Below are 15,461 nucleotides of genomic sequence, written 5' to 3'. Positions count from 1 at the left end.
AATTATGGCGCTGAAGGAATGCCCCATTGATACGCCCGGTATTGTCGCGCTTTACCTGATCAAGGTTATAGAGAAGCGCAATCCCTTTGTCTCTTGCACCGAAAGGGTCAGTTTCTAAGCTTTGGAGATTCAGATTAATTAAGTCATCACTAATTCCGCTCTCTAGCCATTCTTGGTAGTGGTGATGGTAAATCATTGTGTCACCTCCCAAGCCAATGCTCTAGTGGGTTTAGGGCGTTTCCCTCGCTTGGGCACTTTTCCGTGTTTTTGCTGTTCGGTGTCGGCTAACTTAAGGAACTGTGGTGGGGTGAGATATTGAATTTTGGTTCTGGATTCGAGTTCGTCAATGTCAGCGTCACTTTTTGAGGTTTGTCCCCACCAGGCGAACTGCACTGAGTAATGCCACTTTGCTAGGAGGTTGAGTGCGCTGATGGTTTGGCGGTGAATATGGCGATTCAGCACTGCTCCGGCATCAGGGAGAAAAATGACTGTTTTCGCGTTTAGTTCGCCTAAGGCTCTGGAGAGGGCTTTCGGAGAGGAAGTAAAGTTTGCTCCGGCTGCCCCAATGACAGGATGATTTAGCTCCAGTGAAGCAATATAAGGTTTAATGCCGGGGGATTCGCACAAGTACACTGCACCATCATTTTTAGGGCTTCCCCAAATACCAAGGGGAAGTTCGCCGTCACGATTCTGGATAGTGGGGCGGTGATTGCGCTTTTGTTCCGAGGCACTCCAGAGATATTTATTTCCATCTTTGGGGTTATCCCGTCGCAATTGATAACCAACCCATTGCCCGTTTTCATTGGGAATGGGAACTAAAATGCCACTATCAGGTGTGACTAACCCTATGCCATAGCGGTTGACTCCTGCCAATGCTGGCGTAAGCTTCTGATTTAATTTCTGCCACTGGCTAACAGAGCGATAGCCTGCTGTCTTAATTTGATCTTTTGTTAGCCCTCTGGCTTGGAGCTGGCTGCGATGCTCCTCAGTCAGTGTCAGTTGGGAAAGAATGTTTCGGAGGGCGCGATCGCGCTCTGATTCAGATAGTTGTTGCTTAAGTTGTTCCTCCCACTGCCGTTGCTGTCGCTCTCTTTCTGTCTTGCGCTCCTCAAGCCACTCTGCTTTTTTCTGTTCGCTAAATGCTTCTATCTCGGTTTCCAGCTTATACATGCCGAATCCGAGCTTGTCTTCTTTCAGGAATCGGTATTCAGGGGAAGGGGATTCCCCTCGGCAGTGAACGATGTTGGTTTGGTTTTGCGTGCGACAGCCTTTTTTCGTTTCCGAGCAGACAGGGCAGGGGGCATGATTATTGTGGCGGGTCCATTGGCTAACCATTAGCCTTTTGCCTCCCCGTTCTAAAATTGTTTGGTTGTTGGTTAAGTTTTGCTTATCGTTTTTGGTAAGTAGTTTTTTTTTATCATCGGAACGCTCCTTATGGGTTCCGATGGGTGAAGGGGAAGCTATTGCTAGTATTATGGAATGGGTTGTATAATACTAGTGAAGCTAAACTAACACCCATCGGTAGTTAACCATCGGTTTATCTATCGGTTGGTTTTGTTCTGAAATACCCATTGGTTTGGTCGCCGACATGGGTTGTTCACTGAGGTTGTTCACTGAATAATCAGGCAGAAAATCACTGACAGCTTCCGTTTGCTACGAAAAACAGGGGTAATCACTCCTTAAAACTTTCAAGTAGGCTGTATCCTTTATAGGGGTACAGCTTATTTGCATTTAAATTATAATAGCAGGTGTTGTGAAAACTTGTGAAAAAAACATCATGACAAAAGTTAGATTCAGTATTTACATTTCCGAATCCCTAAACCAGAAAATCCGAATGAAAGCTGAACAAGAAAGACGATCACTGTCCAATTACATCGAAGGTTTGCTGGAGAGCACTCTTGAGCAACAGGAAAAAGTTAAAGACAAGCCTTAACATATAGGTTAGCTTGCTTGCAGGCTGGAATAAACGAAAGCCACCGCAAATATTTCCAACGTTTTGGGTGTTGCTCAAGCATTTGCCAGTAGCTCAGGATTGTCAAATCAAGAGCTTCTAAGTCGGTAATATCGGCAAACCACTGGTAGGAATCTCTACTTTTGCCTTTATTATCATAAATTTTTCCCATTGTGTCAAATAAGAGGGTAGCTCCGGAAACGCGATCACGCAACTGGCTAATTAGCTGTTCTACCTGAGCTGGTTTTAGATACATCAGCACACCTTCTGCAATAATTAAGGTTTGTTGATCAAAAGAGGCTTGGTTGAGCCAGTTCACCTCACTCAGAGGAGAGTCAAGCAGTCGGTAGGTCGGTGTTTCTACTTCTAATTCTTTGCGCTGATTGATAACTGCTGGGAAGTCTGATTGGAACCAAGTTGCTTTCTTACTGTTATTGAGACGATAGTAGCGAGTGGAAAACCCCGCCCCAAGTTCAATGATAGTGGGAGCATTGTAGGTATTGATCTGGGCTTGTGCCACTTGGTCAAAAATTTTGGTTCGGATGGCAGTACTAGCTTGTGTGCGCCAATCATAGTATTGTTTTAGATGGGGTTGCCAGAGCTTCTTATTCCAATCTGCTGCCATTAGGTCTTGAAATAGGCGGTCGTGTCGCTTCTGCTCTTGAGCGCGACTGTGAAGTGTAATGAGTGCCGTTTCAGTGAGTCTGAGTTTCAAGGGAATTGGTTTGGTGGAAAAGTGGGTTAATCTGTCGGAAATATCGCTTTTAGTAGCTCAACAAAGTTGCTTCCGAAATGGATAGCCATTTTGGTTGCTCCTACTAGCACTAGGCTAAAGATAACGGGAACTTTGATTAGAACTGGTAAGCAGCACCAAAAATGGATAATACGCTGAGCTAGATTAGGATAATGACCTTGTTGTCTGGGTCGCTGTCCCAGACTTAAAACACCATGAATAATCCAATTATGAGCAAACGGTGACAGAACTACCACATCCCGCCACAATTTTTCATCACCCAAGTTCTTATAATTCATGTGATGACAATTGTAAGGATATCTTCTGCCTACTTTTACCCAAGGGAACATGCCACAGCGATATCTGCTTCTTCTCAACCAGCTAGGATGCCTAGAGAGCCAACTGCGTGATCGAATGTAACTGTAGTAGTTCATCTTTGATTCCGCCTTTTGTATTCTTTCACAAAAGATACCTCATTTTTTTCTGGAATTTTTGGTGTTTTAATCCAAACCTGCTTGAAAAACCCCAGTTCACAGTGCCCATACTGGATAATTTTAATTTGGTAGGTATAGTTTCCATTAGCTCTTCTGATCACCCGAACATCATAATCCACTGAACATCCACTTGCCTGTAGATTCTGACCCAAAAGGGAGTGTTCGGAAAAATTAATCTTTGGATATTCTGTATTTTTCCATCCCCACTCGGAGTTTTTGATTAACTGCTGATATTCTTCTTGCTTGCGAACTACCATCTTTAAAGTCCCCCCACCAGTGGTATGACCAAACTCAGGCGGAAGTGAAATTTCCTTAACTGGTAGTTCTTTGGGACAGGGAATAAACGGAACCAATTGGCATAGATTGCAAGCAAAGATGGCTAAAATAGCTGTCATACCTCATTCTCCCATTCATCGACAAAAGGTTTTGTGCGCCATTGGCGCACAGATAAAATATAGTAGTTACAGTCAAGGTTACAAAATTAGATCATCTAGATCATCATCATTTCTCTGTTGTCTCCTTTGTTTTTCTTGTTCACTTCTGGGTTGTCGCGCTTTCTTATTTCTATCCTCAGCAACGCGAATCATCTGGTCAATATGCTTTTTACCTTTCTCTGGTCCCTGTTTTTGATTAACTTCCTGAACATGAGGATCATGAGATAGAATTCTCTTTACATCGTCTTTAGAATAGCCATCTTGAAGGGCTTGAGCAGCAACTTTTTTAGTTAGATCAACTGAGGAGCGGGCTTTGATTGTCTGACTGTATTGTTCCCAAAGCTGCTGTGGAGAAAGTTGCCCTTGTTGTTTTCTTAAATCAAGTCGAGGGTGGGAATAAAGCCTATTCCCTCGCTTAACGGCGATCAGTTTATCTCGACCAACCCACTGCCGTAGCGTTGCTTCTTTTACGTCAAAGTGAGAAGCAAGTTCCTTGAGTTCTTGTAACGCTTCTTTTTGTTCTAATGCAGTGGCAATTGCAAGGTCTAAACGTGGTCTCAGTCCTTCATAAAGTAACGCCTCTAGTAACTCGAACTGACCTTTCTCTAAATGCTTGGTGAGGGAGTCAACCCGAGGGGGTGGAAATTCCTTATGAAAGCCCACATCGGCTGCTTCTAAGGCTCGGTAGTACCGCTGTCGCTGCTGTGGGTGAATTCCTTTGATGACTAAAGGAGGATAGCCTTGGCTTACTGCTAGGTAATTTTGCAAAATCCTCCCTACTCGTCCATTACCATCATCAAAAGGATGAATGCTTTCAAATAAGGTATGTGTGCGAGCAAGAGCTGCTAGAATATCGTAACGCTTCAAATAATCAGCCCCACACTGACAAAAGGCTCGAAGATACTGCTCGATGTCAAAACCAGGAGGTTGCACTTTTGCCCCTTGAATCTGAATCTTTCCCTGACGAAACTTTCCTCGTGTCCGACTAAAGGGGATTGACTCGCGGAAGACTTCACTATGGATGTGGCGAATGAAAGGTAAATCAAGTCGGGTCAGACCTTCTCGGTAATCTTGTAAGCCAAGGTCGTAGAGTGTCAGCGCGGTTCGGTAGTAGTTAAAAATTTCTGGGGCTTGTTTCCGACCGCTCAACACTGCCTTTAACTCCTGCTCCGTGGCAAAAAACCCTTCAATCGAGAGCGAGTGGCGAGTTTCTTCTTCTAACATATAGAGCCACTCTTGATTTTCCACTGTTGTTTCTGGTAGTCCACCAAGGGCTTCTAAAAGCCTTCGACGACGGTCTAAACTGTCACAGTAAGATTTACGCATTTTCGCTAAAAACCTTGTCGTTAAAGGATAATACTACTGTAACAGTTTTGGGTAAGTTTTAGAACTGTGACAGTTAAAGTTACAAAGTTAAGTCATCATTTCTCTGTTGTCTCCTCTGTTGTTCCTGCTCTGGTCTAGGTTGTCGCGCTTTTTTATTTCTATCCTCGCCAGCGCGGATCATGGTTTTAATATGTTTTTCGGCTTTCTCCCTGCCCTGTTTTTGATCAACCTCTTGAACATGAGGATCAAAGGTCAGGATCATCCTGACTTGATCCTTGGAATAGCCATCTCGCAGGGCATGGCGAGCGACTTCCCGAGTTCGCTCAACTGGGGACTTAGCTCTGATGTTTTGACTATACTCTTCCCAGACTTGTTGCGGTGACTTTTGCTCTAGCGTTTCAAAGCTGTAGCGAGTGCTTCTAACTGCTTCCCAATCTCGCTTAGTTCTTTGCTCAGATTCTTGTTTGAAATTCGTACTTCCTCGGGTAAGGGCAGTAAGGCTTTCACTAAGTTGTTGATCCGCTCTTCTAGTTCGTTGCTGGTCTGCTTCATCTGATTCAGTTCCCCGCTGAGCTTGTTGTTCCCAGCTTGAATTTGTTTGGGTAAAGGTGTCAAGGTTTTCACTAAGCTGTTGATCCGCTGCTCTAGTTGCTGGTTCTGCCAGTTGAGATCGCTGAGCTGTTCGCTCAGTTGATTGTGATTGCTCTCCCACCGCTTCGTTATCAAATTGAATCTGTTCGATAAATCCATCAGCGTTTTGGTTAAGTTGTTGAAGCTGGTTTGCTGCGCGATGAGTTGATTTTCTAGGTTGATCTGCTGAGCTTGGTTTTGGATTTGTTGGTGTAGTTTCTCGATTTTCTGGTTCTGCTTCTCTTCCAGAGCTTCTACCTTCCTGTTTAGTTTCTCGAAGTTCTGTTGCTGGTCCAGTTCTTGTTCGTCGAGGCGAGCTTCGATTTGGTTGAGCTGGCTGGTAATTGGTTTCAAGGCTTGTAGCAACGCGCTTTCCAATAGCTGCGCCATCCCGCTCTGGGGACTGTTGGGGACTTCGGGATTCTGTGTCATCGTGTGATTCTGGGCGTTTCTTGGGTACTAATTCTAACGGATTCTCTTGGGCTTGGCTGACTGGGGCTTTTTCTCGGAGTTGGGCTTTATCTTCAGCATAAATTTGTAAGCCGGTTTTAGCGCGGGAAATCGCCACATAAAAATTTTCTCGGTTTGTGGTTTGATTATTGGCTGCAACCAGAACATTCTCCGCTGTTTGTCCTTGGGAAGCATAAGTGGTACTGACTAGGGCGTGATTAATGTGTAGTGGCTCTTGTAGATGGAAGCGATCGCGCTTACCATCTTTCCCTTCAATTATGGCAATGTCTCCTTCTAGGGCAGAGACTTCAAATTCTTCCCCGTTACGGCGGTTTAATTCTTTATTATTCTTGGTCCATTTCAACTTGTCTCCCACTGCGATTGTCATGGATTGCTGGGTATAAACGGACTTGCGAAACTTCATAGGATTCGCTGTTATTTCATTCCCAGATATGTCCCTAAGTTTCAGCCAATCTTTTTCTATATCCATCACATAATAGGCTTTTCCCTTTTCTAAGCCCTGCCCACGATAATTGCGGCTGGGAATAATGACATCATTTTTTTCGTAGTAAGGGGAAAGGGAAGATTGGACTTTCGAGAGATTCTTGGTTCTTAATCGGGTGGCTGTTACTTCAGTTCCTAAGCTCCCTTCTGTTTTCAGCTTTTCTCGGATTTTCTGGGTAATCGTAGAAGACTCTTGGTTGGTGCCAGCGACGATCAGGGTTTTTTTTCGTTGTGAAGAAGAGAGTTTTGTGTAGTCTTGAGCAATTTGCTCCGCACGGTCATCGCTATCAGGAATTTCCTGAATTCGCCCAACTTGATCCAGTTGCGCGATCGCGGCTTCAGTTTTTCCCAGAGTTGTAAATTTTACAATTCTTTGTAAGTCAGGGGGGGTTTGTCGTAGCGATTGGTCTAGGTAAGCAGTGGTCATTCCCGATTGTTGCAGGGAGCGAAAGGGATTCCCGGCTTCTACAGGAGAAAGCTGTTGGATGTCTCCCACCAGTAACACCCGTGCATTTTCCGCCTCTGCTCGCTTCAGAAATTGATGAGCCTCCCTCGCCCCGATTAATCCCGCCTCATCCATAATCCAGATCTGCTTGTCTTGAGAAGTTTCGGGAGTTGGGGAGTAGAGATGGCTGGCGACAGTATTTGAGATAATTCCTGTTTCTGTTTCTAACACTTCAACCGCCTTAGCACTAGAAGCAAATCCTTTTAAGGCGTAGCCCTTTTCTTGAGCGATGTCTCGCAATTGATTCAGGGCGTAAGTCTTTCCCGCGCCGGCGACCCCTTGCCAGGCGATGTATTGATCAGTAGCGGTCGCAGCAAGGGTGATCGCGTTTTGTTGTCCTTGGGTTAGTCTGACTTCTGCTAATCTTTGTTTGACTGTCTCTGGTGTTGTTAGGGCAGACACTTGCTCTTTTCCCTTCCGCATGATTTTAATCGTGGCGAGTTCACGGGCGAGGGCTTTTTGGGTGGTAAGGCGTTCATCAAAGGTTCGGATTAGTTCAGGATGCTGCGCGATCGCGCTTCTGAGTTCATTAATCCCGAAGGGTCGGGGTTGAGCCGTGACAAATTTGCTGATTTCCTCGGATCGGAACGCTGCCTTGTGCTCGGAACAATGTTCAATCCCTTGATCAATACTGGTTTGAAGCTCGGCAGCGATTACATCTGCTGTAGGCAGTTGGGATTGGGAGTGGGGTTGAGGATGCTGAATGTTATATAGGTCTGCTTCTTCTTGCCAATACGCTAGCTTTTCGGCACGTCCAAGTTCATGATTTTTCTTGGCTCGGGTTTGGTGCCATGCCCAAATTTTATTTTCGGTTGTGGCTTGCTCTCCCATCTCAGCAACTTTATTCAGGATTTGTTCGTGGCGTTTGGAGAAGGCTTCCAACTGCTCTCGGGTGTAGCCTTTAATCTCAAACAGCTCTTTTGGATGATGCTCAATTTCATATCCCATCTCCATGCACGCTCGGGCTAACTCTTGGCGATAGATCTGCCCAAGCAGAATTTTATTTTTATAGAATGCTTCGTTAGAGAGGGTGCGCCATTTCCCGTCTTCTCCTTGAGTGGCATTCATAACGACACAATGAGTGTGGAGATGGGGGTCCAGTTCGCGGCTGGTGTCATGGTGCCACATGGCAACTGTCAAATTATCGGTTGGGGTGCGCTGCCCTTTAATGCGAGTGGTGGCATAGTTGGCTTCTACTAAATCGACTACCTTCCGTACGGCTTGGCGATGGGCTTGTTCGAGTTGGTCTTGCTCTCCCACGAGGGAGGCGAGGCTAACACTTTTGGGGGCAGAAAAGGTGAGGTCAACCCCAGCGCGATCTTGATTTCCGTGTTTTTGTCGGAGGGTTTGCTGACGGTCAGGGCTCATGCCATCGGTTAGAGCTTCATAAGCCTCTAGTTCAATCTCGCCCTTTAGCCCGAAGTGGCTAGCGCTCCGCCCACGCCACTCGGAATTATTTTGGGCAGCTTCTTTACTGTAGTAGTTCTCTTTTTCGTAATAGTTTTTCGCTTGCTGAGAACTAACGTTTGCGATGGTTAGCATTAGGGTGTTGCGATATGCTTATAGTTAAGATATTGTAGGAAATTAACGTACATTTTTGCAACAAAAGTTGCGTCAGGTGCGAAACTCTAAATAAAATATCTCTTCCACTGCTCCCTAACCCATTTTAAGCTAATTTTCACTCGGCGCGATACTTCTATTTGGAAGTAATCGAAGCGCGATTGACGCAAAGCGTCAGCGAATCGAAGATTCGATCGTGGGGAAATTTTTTTAATAGCTTGATTGAAATATTTTTAAGTAACGCGATTCTATGTTTTTATAAATTTAGATTTTTTGTATTAGTCAAACAAGCTGTGTGTAAGTCATATGAGTTTTGGTAGCTAACTAGAATTCAGTACACTTGCTCAAAAGACTCTTAATAAACTCTCAAGGAACTCTCAAGGAACTCTCAAAAAACTCTCAGATTAGACCGAGCTTGATCAGCTAAGAAGGTTGGGTTAGAATTAGCTCAGAACTTCTCTCAGAAGACTCTCAAAAAAACCTCAAAACTCTCTCAAAAGACTCTCAAATCATCTCGCTTCAAAACAAATGGCAGACTTAAACGTTGTAATTGATCTCGGAAAATCACTCGTAAAATCAATCTGGCAACGGTCAGACTGGAAAGAAAAACAGGTTCTATTTTTAGAGCCAGAAATTGTTGAGTTGAGTCGGGCTGACATCGCTGCGATTGAACCCAGTGAGGCAAAGCCAGAAAATGATGCTTGGTTAACCTTTTCCGATGGAGCCGGGCAAGCATTGGGATTTATTACCCGCAAAGATACTTATCAGGGTCGCTCTTTACTCGGGCGAGAAAAACTGAAAGTTGCTCAAGGGGTTTCCCGATGTTTAGCAGTAATCGGCGCGATCGCGCAAAAGGCAGAACTGGGAAATAAATTTTCTATCGCTTACTCGATACTATTGCCGCTTTCCGAGTGGGCTTCTCGGGAAGAACTCAGTAAAGAGTTATCGAAAAGTATCTCGAAGTTTCGGTTTCGAGGCGAAACCTACCGTTGCTCGGTGGAATCTTCTGAGATTAATCCCGAAGGAATCGGATTGCTAATGCACCGCCAAATGCAACTTCCAAAAGAGGTTTTCCAAAAGCGGGGAATAGCTTGTTTGGTGATGGGTCACTACAATAACTCTTTTTTCTTTTATAAAGGAGGGCAAAACCTAGCCAGTGACTGTAATTCCCGAGGTTTTCATCTTGTCGTTGATGCAGTGGTAGAAGAAACGGTGTTAGATGGAAGCAACATCCCTAGCCAAGATTTAATTGTAGCGATTTATCAGGGACGGTTTGATTCAACCAAGATTCAGCAGTTGTTATGGAATAAGGTGGGAAGCGAAGAAAAGCTAAAGTTCCAAGTTAAGCAAGTTTCCCAAGTGATTGAAAAAGTAGCTACGAATCACTGGAAGGTAGTGGGGCAATGGCTAAATACCCAATTAGGGAGCTACCGCTTTGATGTGGACGAGCTGATTGTATCGGGCGGAGCAGCTCAGTTTTTTGCCTCTGAGATTGAGAGTATGTTTTCCACCTCAGAGCTTCATTGGTCTTGTGATTTAAACCAATTAGTCGCTCAAGATTTTCACTTTTCTCCTGAGAACCCCGATGCCCATCGCTTAGCCGATGCCTATAGCCTTTTCAATTGGTTAACCAAAAGCAGTGAAAGTAAAGTATCAGCATAAACATGGCACAGCAAAAAGACCTCACGTTGCGTATCCAAAGAGTTCAAAAGGGGACAACTGACGAAATGCTTATCGACTTTGCTCGTTCTAAAGAAATAATGCCAATGCGTCAGTTAATTCTCCATACTTTAGGTCTGTGTTGGCTACCCTATGCTTATCACCAAAAAGGGTATGATCAAGAAACAACGCGAGAGGTAGCAAAGAAAACAGCTTACCAGCTAGAGAATCATCTCAATCATTTAATTAATACATTTGGTTTAGACCGTTCCGAGTTTGGAAGTGTATTTGCCGCTTCGCAATCATTTCAGCAAGTACCGCAGCCGGAAAAAGCAGAAACAGATCTGCCCCAAGAGCCTAAGCCAGAGGAAGCAGACTTACCAGGTGAAATTGACCGAGAAATGCTCTTTAGTTTTAGCAGTAAGTAGTTATCAAGGCGGGTGGTAGTAAATGAGTGAAATTAAGCCGCCCTACGTTCCACCCGATTCCAAGAAAGCAGAGTTTCGTAATCGTTATACTGCCTTAGCCAAGCAAGTAACCGGGGAAAGAAACGTAACTTATGACAAGTTATATCAGCGGGTGTCTGAGGATGAGCGCTTTGCTCGAAAGATGGATGTCGAAGTAACGGCAGCCTCGATGCAAAACGGAGAAAAGGACGCCCCTTACCTCCTTGCTCAGAGTCCCTACGTTCAAAATAAACTGCATCGGGAGGGAGCGAAGCAGTCTTATATCACGGCTTATACGAAAGCAACGGTGCAGGAAGCAAGCTCGGCACTTCAGGAGAAAGCTCAGATAGAGCATCTCCCTCCTGTTGCCGAGGGGTTCGACAAAGCTCAGTTGCGCGATCGCTATACTGATTTGGCGCGTCAGGTAACAGGGGATCAAACCCTCACTTATAAGCAGCTCTATGATCGTTCAGGACAAGATGATCGCGTTGCCCGTAAGCTCGATGAGGCTGTGGTCGCAGCAGCAATAAAAAAAGCAGATAATAATGCCCCCTACCTCCTCGCTCAGAGTCCCTATGTGCAGCGGATGAAACATCGACAGGGGGCAAAACAATCTAATATCAATGCTTATGTTAAAGCAGCGACGCAACAAGCTTCTCAAGCCGTGCAGCGACAAACCCAGAGGAATAAGTCTCAGCAAGGGCAACGATGATCTGATTTTACAGGTGTGATTGACGCAAAGCGTCAGTGAATCGAAGATGAGATCGCGCGTTACTCCCCAAATCAAAGTAGGTTTTCACAAGCTACGCCATCTGAGTCCCCGTCTAGCCGATGTGGGTCGCTAGGATTCCCTTCCAGTAACTGTTGCGCGGTGGCATGACTCGCAAAATCTGAGCAGTCACAGTCGCCATTAACACAGTTTGGTAAACTGCTTGTTTCTGGTTGAGAGCTAGTGTTAGTGCGTTCACCGCTGCGATACTTCCAAGGCATCACTGCATTAGCTTGAGCCCAAAAACCAATCTTCCTATGTCGCGCCTGAGCTTCTGTGTCTAGATACTGCTCCTTGGTCACCTCACAAGCATCTAAATATTGGTCGTAAACCACTGCTTGTCCTTCTTGTACCATTTGCAAATTAACTGAGACATTGTTCTTATACACTTCTGCAATGGTTCTGCCATATCTATCTGTCTCAACCGTTCGTAGTTCCACTTTCGTCCCTTGAGGAAGCAGTGCTTTCAAACGGTTGGCAGCAGCCTGACCGCCGCTTTGACTGCTTTCAGGTGCATCAATACAACTTAGCCGAATGGTAATGTGCTCCCCATTTTGCCTAACAGTAAGTGTGTCACCATCTTCAGTGGAGATAATTTGTGCTGGTATTCGATATTGAGCAATGGCAACGGTAGAAAAAAGCAGTGAGAAGGTTAAAACTACTAAAGGTGGGATTGCTCGGTTCACATTTAAACTCCTATATAAATTAGTAACAGTGTCGTATCACTTTAATTTTTTATCTGTGATGTTATAGAGTGTCTGCAAAAGATGTCAATTGTCCCGACCTAGCAAGAAAGCAAAAAAATTTTTAACTTCATTCCAAGTGATTTTCAACTTCGCTACCAGAAAAAACAACGTTCTAGTAAAATCAACTAAGTTAACGAACCAACGCTGTTTTCCTTGTGAGAGGAGGTCGTAGTTAATCTCATAGATATCGCCCATCCACTCCTCGCGTTCACTTTTCGAGAAAAAAGAATAGGCGACAAAGCAGGTAATATACTCACTTACCCAAGTTTTCACCTCTATGGTTGAATCAGGCTGGTTTCCAGTCTCGTAAATTTTCTCGTAGGGATTGCTTGGCTTGACAGGTAGCTCGTCCTTTTTCCGTAATTTGGTAGTATCTCCTACGGGCTCCTCCTCGCTCTTGTCGCTTTTCGTCTCCCCAGTAGGATGTGATGAGATTTTTCTTTTCAAGTTTGTTAAGCGTCGGATAAAGGGAGCCAACATTGAGCTTTTTCTGTCCTTGGGTTGCCTGTTCAATTGCCTTTATAATTTGTAATCCGTAACATTCTTGATTATGTAGGAGGAGAAGGATAAGTTCTTCTGTTGGTGAAACTTGAGGTAGCTCACTGAAACGACTAATTGTTTTAGCTAAAGCATTATCTTCCTTCATAGCAATTTCTCACAAGGCTGAAACTATATTATCTTTGTCTAAGATATCTTATTTTTATAAAGTATATCAGAAAATGTTAGAGAACAAGGTTGGGAGCGATTTGGAGCGGAATTAGATTAAGTTTGATTCCTGATAGCTGTAGTAAGACTCAACTGTTTGTAACAATGCCTCTTGTAGTGGGTTGAGTTGTGGGGAATGTTGTTTTTCCAAAGAATTGAGAAGAGCAACGGCTGCGTGATCAAGTTGTTCCACTTCCCGAAGTCGCCACAGCCGTTTGAGCAATTGTTCCGCTTGCTCATTTTCAGCTTGGTCATCGTTTAGGGATTCTAGGTTCTGGTTATTGATGGTTAATTCACCCATATGAGTTTCTACGCTACAGGAGTAATTATAAACTTCCCTGATAATTCCAGCGTATCCGTTCACTGCTCTGAGATCGGGATTATTTTTAGCTTTTATTTTGCAAACTTCCCCAATTTTATGAGGGCTTGGCTCCGTAGCTTCTATCGTTCGTTTTTGGATCACTTGTACCGCTTCTGAAACCTGGCGAGAGGAGGGAGCATTCCCATCGGCGTTCGCGATCGCGCTCATCCACGCTTCCTTCTGCTCCTGGGGCGTTAGGGAAGTGAGCGGTCGCACTTGTCGCTCTTTTGTGGGTAAAATGTGATCCATTGGCGCACATCCATCTTCGACTCCTAGAAGTTGAATCAGATTATCAACAGTTTTGGCTGCATCGATTAGCTGATAGGAGTGGCGACGTTGGAAGCCAAAGCGATCGCGACAATACTGCTCGAAAGATGAGTGGGTGCTGCGATAAAGCCCGCGATCGCGCAACTGAGCTAAGCTCTTTCCAGCTTCGTAGAAAGCTCGCTCTACTTTCCGCTCCAGATAGCGTCGCTCCTGTTCTTCCTCAAGACTTAAGGTCTGCTGAGTCATTTTTAAGACAGATGCTGAAGTCATTGTAATGTTGCCTTTTACCTTGGCTAAACTAGCTAATTTCTAAGCCCAATTCGTGCCACAACTCCTCTGTATAGAAACGATGGAGGCGATCGCGCCATTCTTTCTCGTATTCTTTCGGGGAATCAGTAAATAACTGTAGCCCTGTGGGAGTAAGAACAATCACACCAACTTGGGTGGGGGTTTTGCAATTGGTCTTTCCGTAGGCAATCGCGTAAGCGGTACATTGTAGGAACTTTTGATTCAGCCACTGCTTGATTTTCGGACGTTTAGAAGTGGTCCAATCGAATACTGTTAACTCCGTGTCATAAGGCGTTACTAAGTCTAGCGTTCCCGCGTAGCCTTTTGGGTGGGGATGGCTAATAAATTGCTCGACACCGCAGTGACTTTGCTTGAACAGCCGCAACATAGAATGGGCTTTATTGGTAAAGGGTGAGTCGGGAAGGTCTGAGTGCTTTCCTTCGAGATAAGCTGCAATCTCAGCGTGGATGTCCTTTCCCTCTTGGGCGCGATTGCTGCAATACTGATGAGCAGCTCCCCAACCTTTCACCTGATTTTGCTTCTGCATCCACCGTTGTAGTTTTGCCCGTTCTGCCTCGCTTGCTGTAGCGGTAAGAATCGTGGTGACAGACGGGTAAGTTCCAGTTTCCGTCTTGTAGCAACGCGATCCATTTTCCTTGGTTTTGACTTGCATCATGTTCTCTCCCAATTCAGAAGGGAGAGGCAAAAACCTCTCCCGGTCAAGTTTATTGATTGCCGTTAAGCTGTTTCTGGGGTAGCTCTTCGTCGTTTTCCAGTGCGTCGATTACTGGGTCTAGGTCATCAATCTGTTCTGAACTCATCCCATCAGTGCAGATGAGGGTTTTCGGTTTCCCCGTATCGACTAAACTCGGATCGCCATTGATGAACTCGATGATCTGATCCAGTTGCTTTTGCTCAGCCTCACCTTCGCGTTCACGCCAGTCCCATTTCAGATAGTAGTAAGTTCCCATCTTCCCTTGGGTTTTTTCAAAAAAGGCTGTAAAGATAACCGTACCTGGATCAATTTGATTGGTCATCAACTCCGTGAGCTTAGTTCCAATGTTTTCTAGAGAACGGCTCTTTAGGTAAGTGCAGCACACGGTATTAGCGGGAATTTTAGTTTCGCTGGGAGCTGCTACTAACCACAATTGCAACCAATGGGCTTTTTTGGTATCCCCCAAATTCCCATAGTGTTTTTTTGCTTTGAGAAGTGAAATTTCCAGGGAATTTCCTTTAAAATTATCTTCTCCTTGCTTCCACTGTCCGACTTGGCAATCATTTCGCAGATTATAAGTAGGCGTGGGATTGAAAATAGAGTCTTTGGGAACAGTGCCCAGAATACTTGTTTTCTTAGTTTTTGTTTGTGCCATTATTGTCATATTGCTAGGTTCTCTTTTAGTCTAGCAAATTATTAGTAAATTGCCAAAAATTACTGTTAAAAATTGTTGACTGATTTTGAGAAATTGCTTTTGGAAAATAGACAATGTCTTCCCCTGTAATTTCATTACTGCTTAAACATTTTTTAACTTGACTAACCGAGCCAATAGGGTACCATTTTTCCGAGATATGGTGAACTTTTTCGGGATTGACAACTTCAATAAATTCTCGTTTTGGTGCCAGGGTAAACGCATCA

14 protein-coding genes are annotated in these 15,461 nt (G+C 44.6%); 3 read left to right on the top strand and 11 right to left on the bottom strand.

Annotated features, from left to right (window positions below; all coding sequences use genetic code 11):
• Window positions 1–192 precede the first annotated feature (192 nt).
• The 5 genes from GVY04_04905 to GVY04_04885 form a co-directional block, all read right to left on the bottom strand.
• The gene (locus tag GVY04_04905; protein NBD15492.1) at window positions 193–1,335 is read right to left on the bottom strand and encodes a hypothetical protein; all 1,143 of its coding nucleotides are present in this window, start codon (window positions 1,333–1,335) and stop codon (window positions 193–195) included.
• A gap of 581 nt (window positions 1,336–1,916) precedes the next feature.
• On the bottom strand, window positions 1,917–2,666 hold the full coding sequence (locus GVY04_04900; protein ID NBD15491.1) for a hypothetical protein: 750 nt from the start codon (window positions 2,664–2,666) through the stop codon (window positions 1,917–1,919).
• Between the two features lie 448 nt (window positions 2,667–3,114).
• The gene (locus GVY04_04895) at window positions 3,115–3,573 is read right to left on the bottom strand and encodes a hypothetical protein (protein NBD15490.1); all 459 of its coding nucleotides are present in this window, start codon (window positions 3,571–3,573) and stop codon (window positions 3,115–3,117) included.
• A gap of 78 nt (window positions 3,574–3,651) precedes the next feature.
• Window positions 3,652–4,938 (bottom strand): filamentation induced by cAMP protein fic, encoded by a 1,287-nt coding sequence (locus GVY04_04890; protein ID NBD15489.1) that lies wholly within the window; start codon window positions 4,936–4,938, stop codon window positions 3,652–3,654.
• 79 nt (window positions 4,939–5,017) lie between these two features.
• Window positions 5,018–8,569, bottom strand: coding sequence for a relaxase domain-containing protein (locus tag GVY04_04885; protein ID NBD15488.1), 3,552 nt, complete (start codon window positions 8,567–8,569; stop codon window positions 5,018–5,020).
• 546 nt (window positions 8,570–9,115) lie between these two features.
• Between GVY04_04885 and GVY04_04880 the strand changes: the two genes are divergently transcribed.
• From GVY04_04880 to GVY04_04870, 3 genes are read left to right on the top strand one after another with little or no spacing between them, the layout of a single operon-like run.
• Window positions 9,116–10,249, top strand: coding sequence for a hypothetical protein (locus tag GVY04_04880; GenBank protein ID NBD15487.1), 1,134 nt, complete (start codon window positions 9,116–9,118; stop codon window positions 10,247–10,249).
• Between the two features lie 2 nt (window positions 10,250–10,251).
• The gene (locus tag GVY04_04875; protein NBD15486.1) at window positions 10,252–10,674 is read left to right on the top strand and encodes a hypothetical protein; all 423 of its coding nucleotides are present in this window, start codon (window positions 10,252–10,254) and stop codon (window positions 10,672–10,674) included.
• Between the two features lie 22 nt (window positions 10,675–10,696).
• Complete coding sequence (locus GVY04_04870; protein NBD15485.1) at window positions 10,697–11,404, top strand: hypothetical protein; 708 nt, start codon at window positions 10,697–10,699, stop codon at window positions 11,402–11,404.
• A gap of 71 nt (window positions 11,405–11,475) precedes the next feature.
• On the opposite strand, the gene GVY04_04865 is transcribed toward GVY04_04870, so the two are convergent.
• From GVY04_04865 to GVY04_04840, 6 genes are all read right to left on the bottom strand, one after another.
• Window positions 11,476–12,135, bottom strand: a complete 660-nt coding sequence (locus GVY04_04865; GenBank protein ID NBD15484.1) for a micrococcal nuclease-like nuclease — start codon at window positions 12,133–12,135, stop codon at window positions 11,476–11,478.
• A gap of 358 nt (window positions 12,136–12,493) precedes the next feature.
• The gene (locus GVY04_04860; GenBank protein NBD15483.1) at window positions 12,494–12,853 is read right to left on the bottom strand and encodes a PadR family transcriptional regulator; all 360 of its coding nucleotides are present in this window, start codon (window positions 12,851–12,853) and stop codon (window positions 12,494–12,496) included.
• Window positions 12,854–12,964: 111 nt separating this feature from the next.
• Entirely contained in the window at window positions 12,965–13,810 is an 846-nt protein-coding gene (locus GVY04_04855; GenBank protein NBD15482.1) for a hypothetical protein, read from the bottom strand.
• A 28-nt stretch (window positions 13,811–13,838) separates the two neighbouring features.
• On the bottom strand, window positions 13,839–14,504 hold the full coding sequence (locus GVY04_04850; GenBank protein ID NBD15481.1) for a hypothetical protein: 666 nt from the start codon (window positions 14,502–14,504) through the stop codon (window positions 13,839–13,841).
• A 49-nt stretch (window positions 14,505–14,553) separates the two neighbouring features.
• Complete coding sequence (locus GVY04_04845) at window positions 14,554–15,198, bottom strand: hypothetical protein (protein NBD15480.1); 645 nt, start codon at window positions 15,196–15,198, stop codon at window positions 14,554–14,556.
• Between the two features lie 25 nt (window positions 15,199–15,223).
• On the bottom strand, window positions 15,224–15,461 hold a 238-nt coding region (locus tag GVY04_04840), incomplete at its 5' end, for a hypothetical protein (protein ID NBD15479.1).

The organism is Cyanobacteria bacterium GSL.Bin1, from assembly GCA_009909085.1.
Taxonomy (GTDB): Bacteria; Cyanobacteriota; Cyanobacteriia; order Cyanobacteriales; family Rubidibacteraceae; genus Halothece.
The sequence above is the reverse complement of the archived record's forward strand: the minus strand, read 5'-3'. Positions and strand labels throughout refer to the sequence as shown.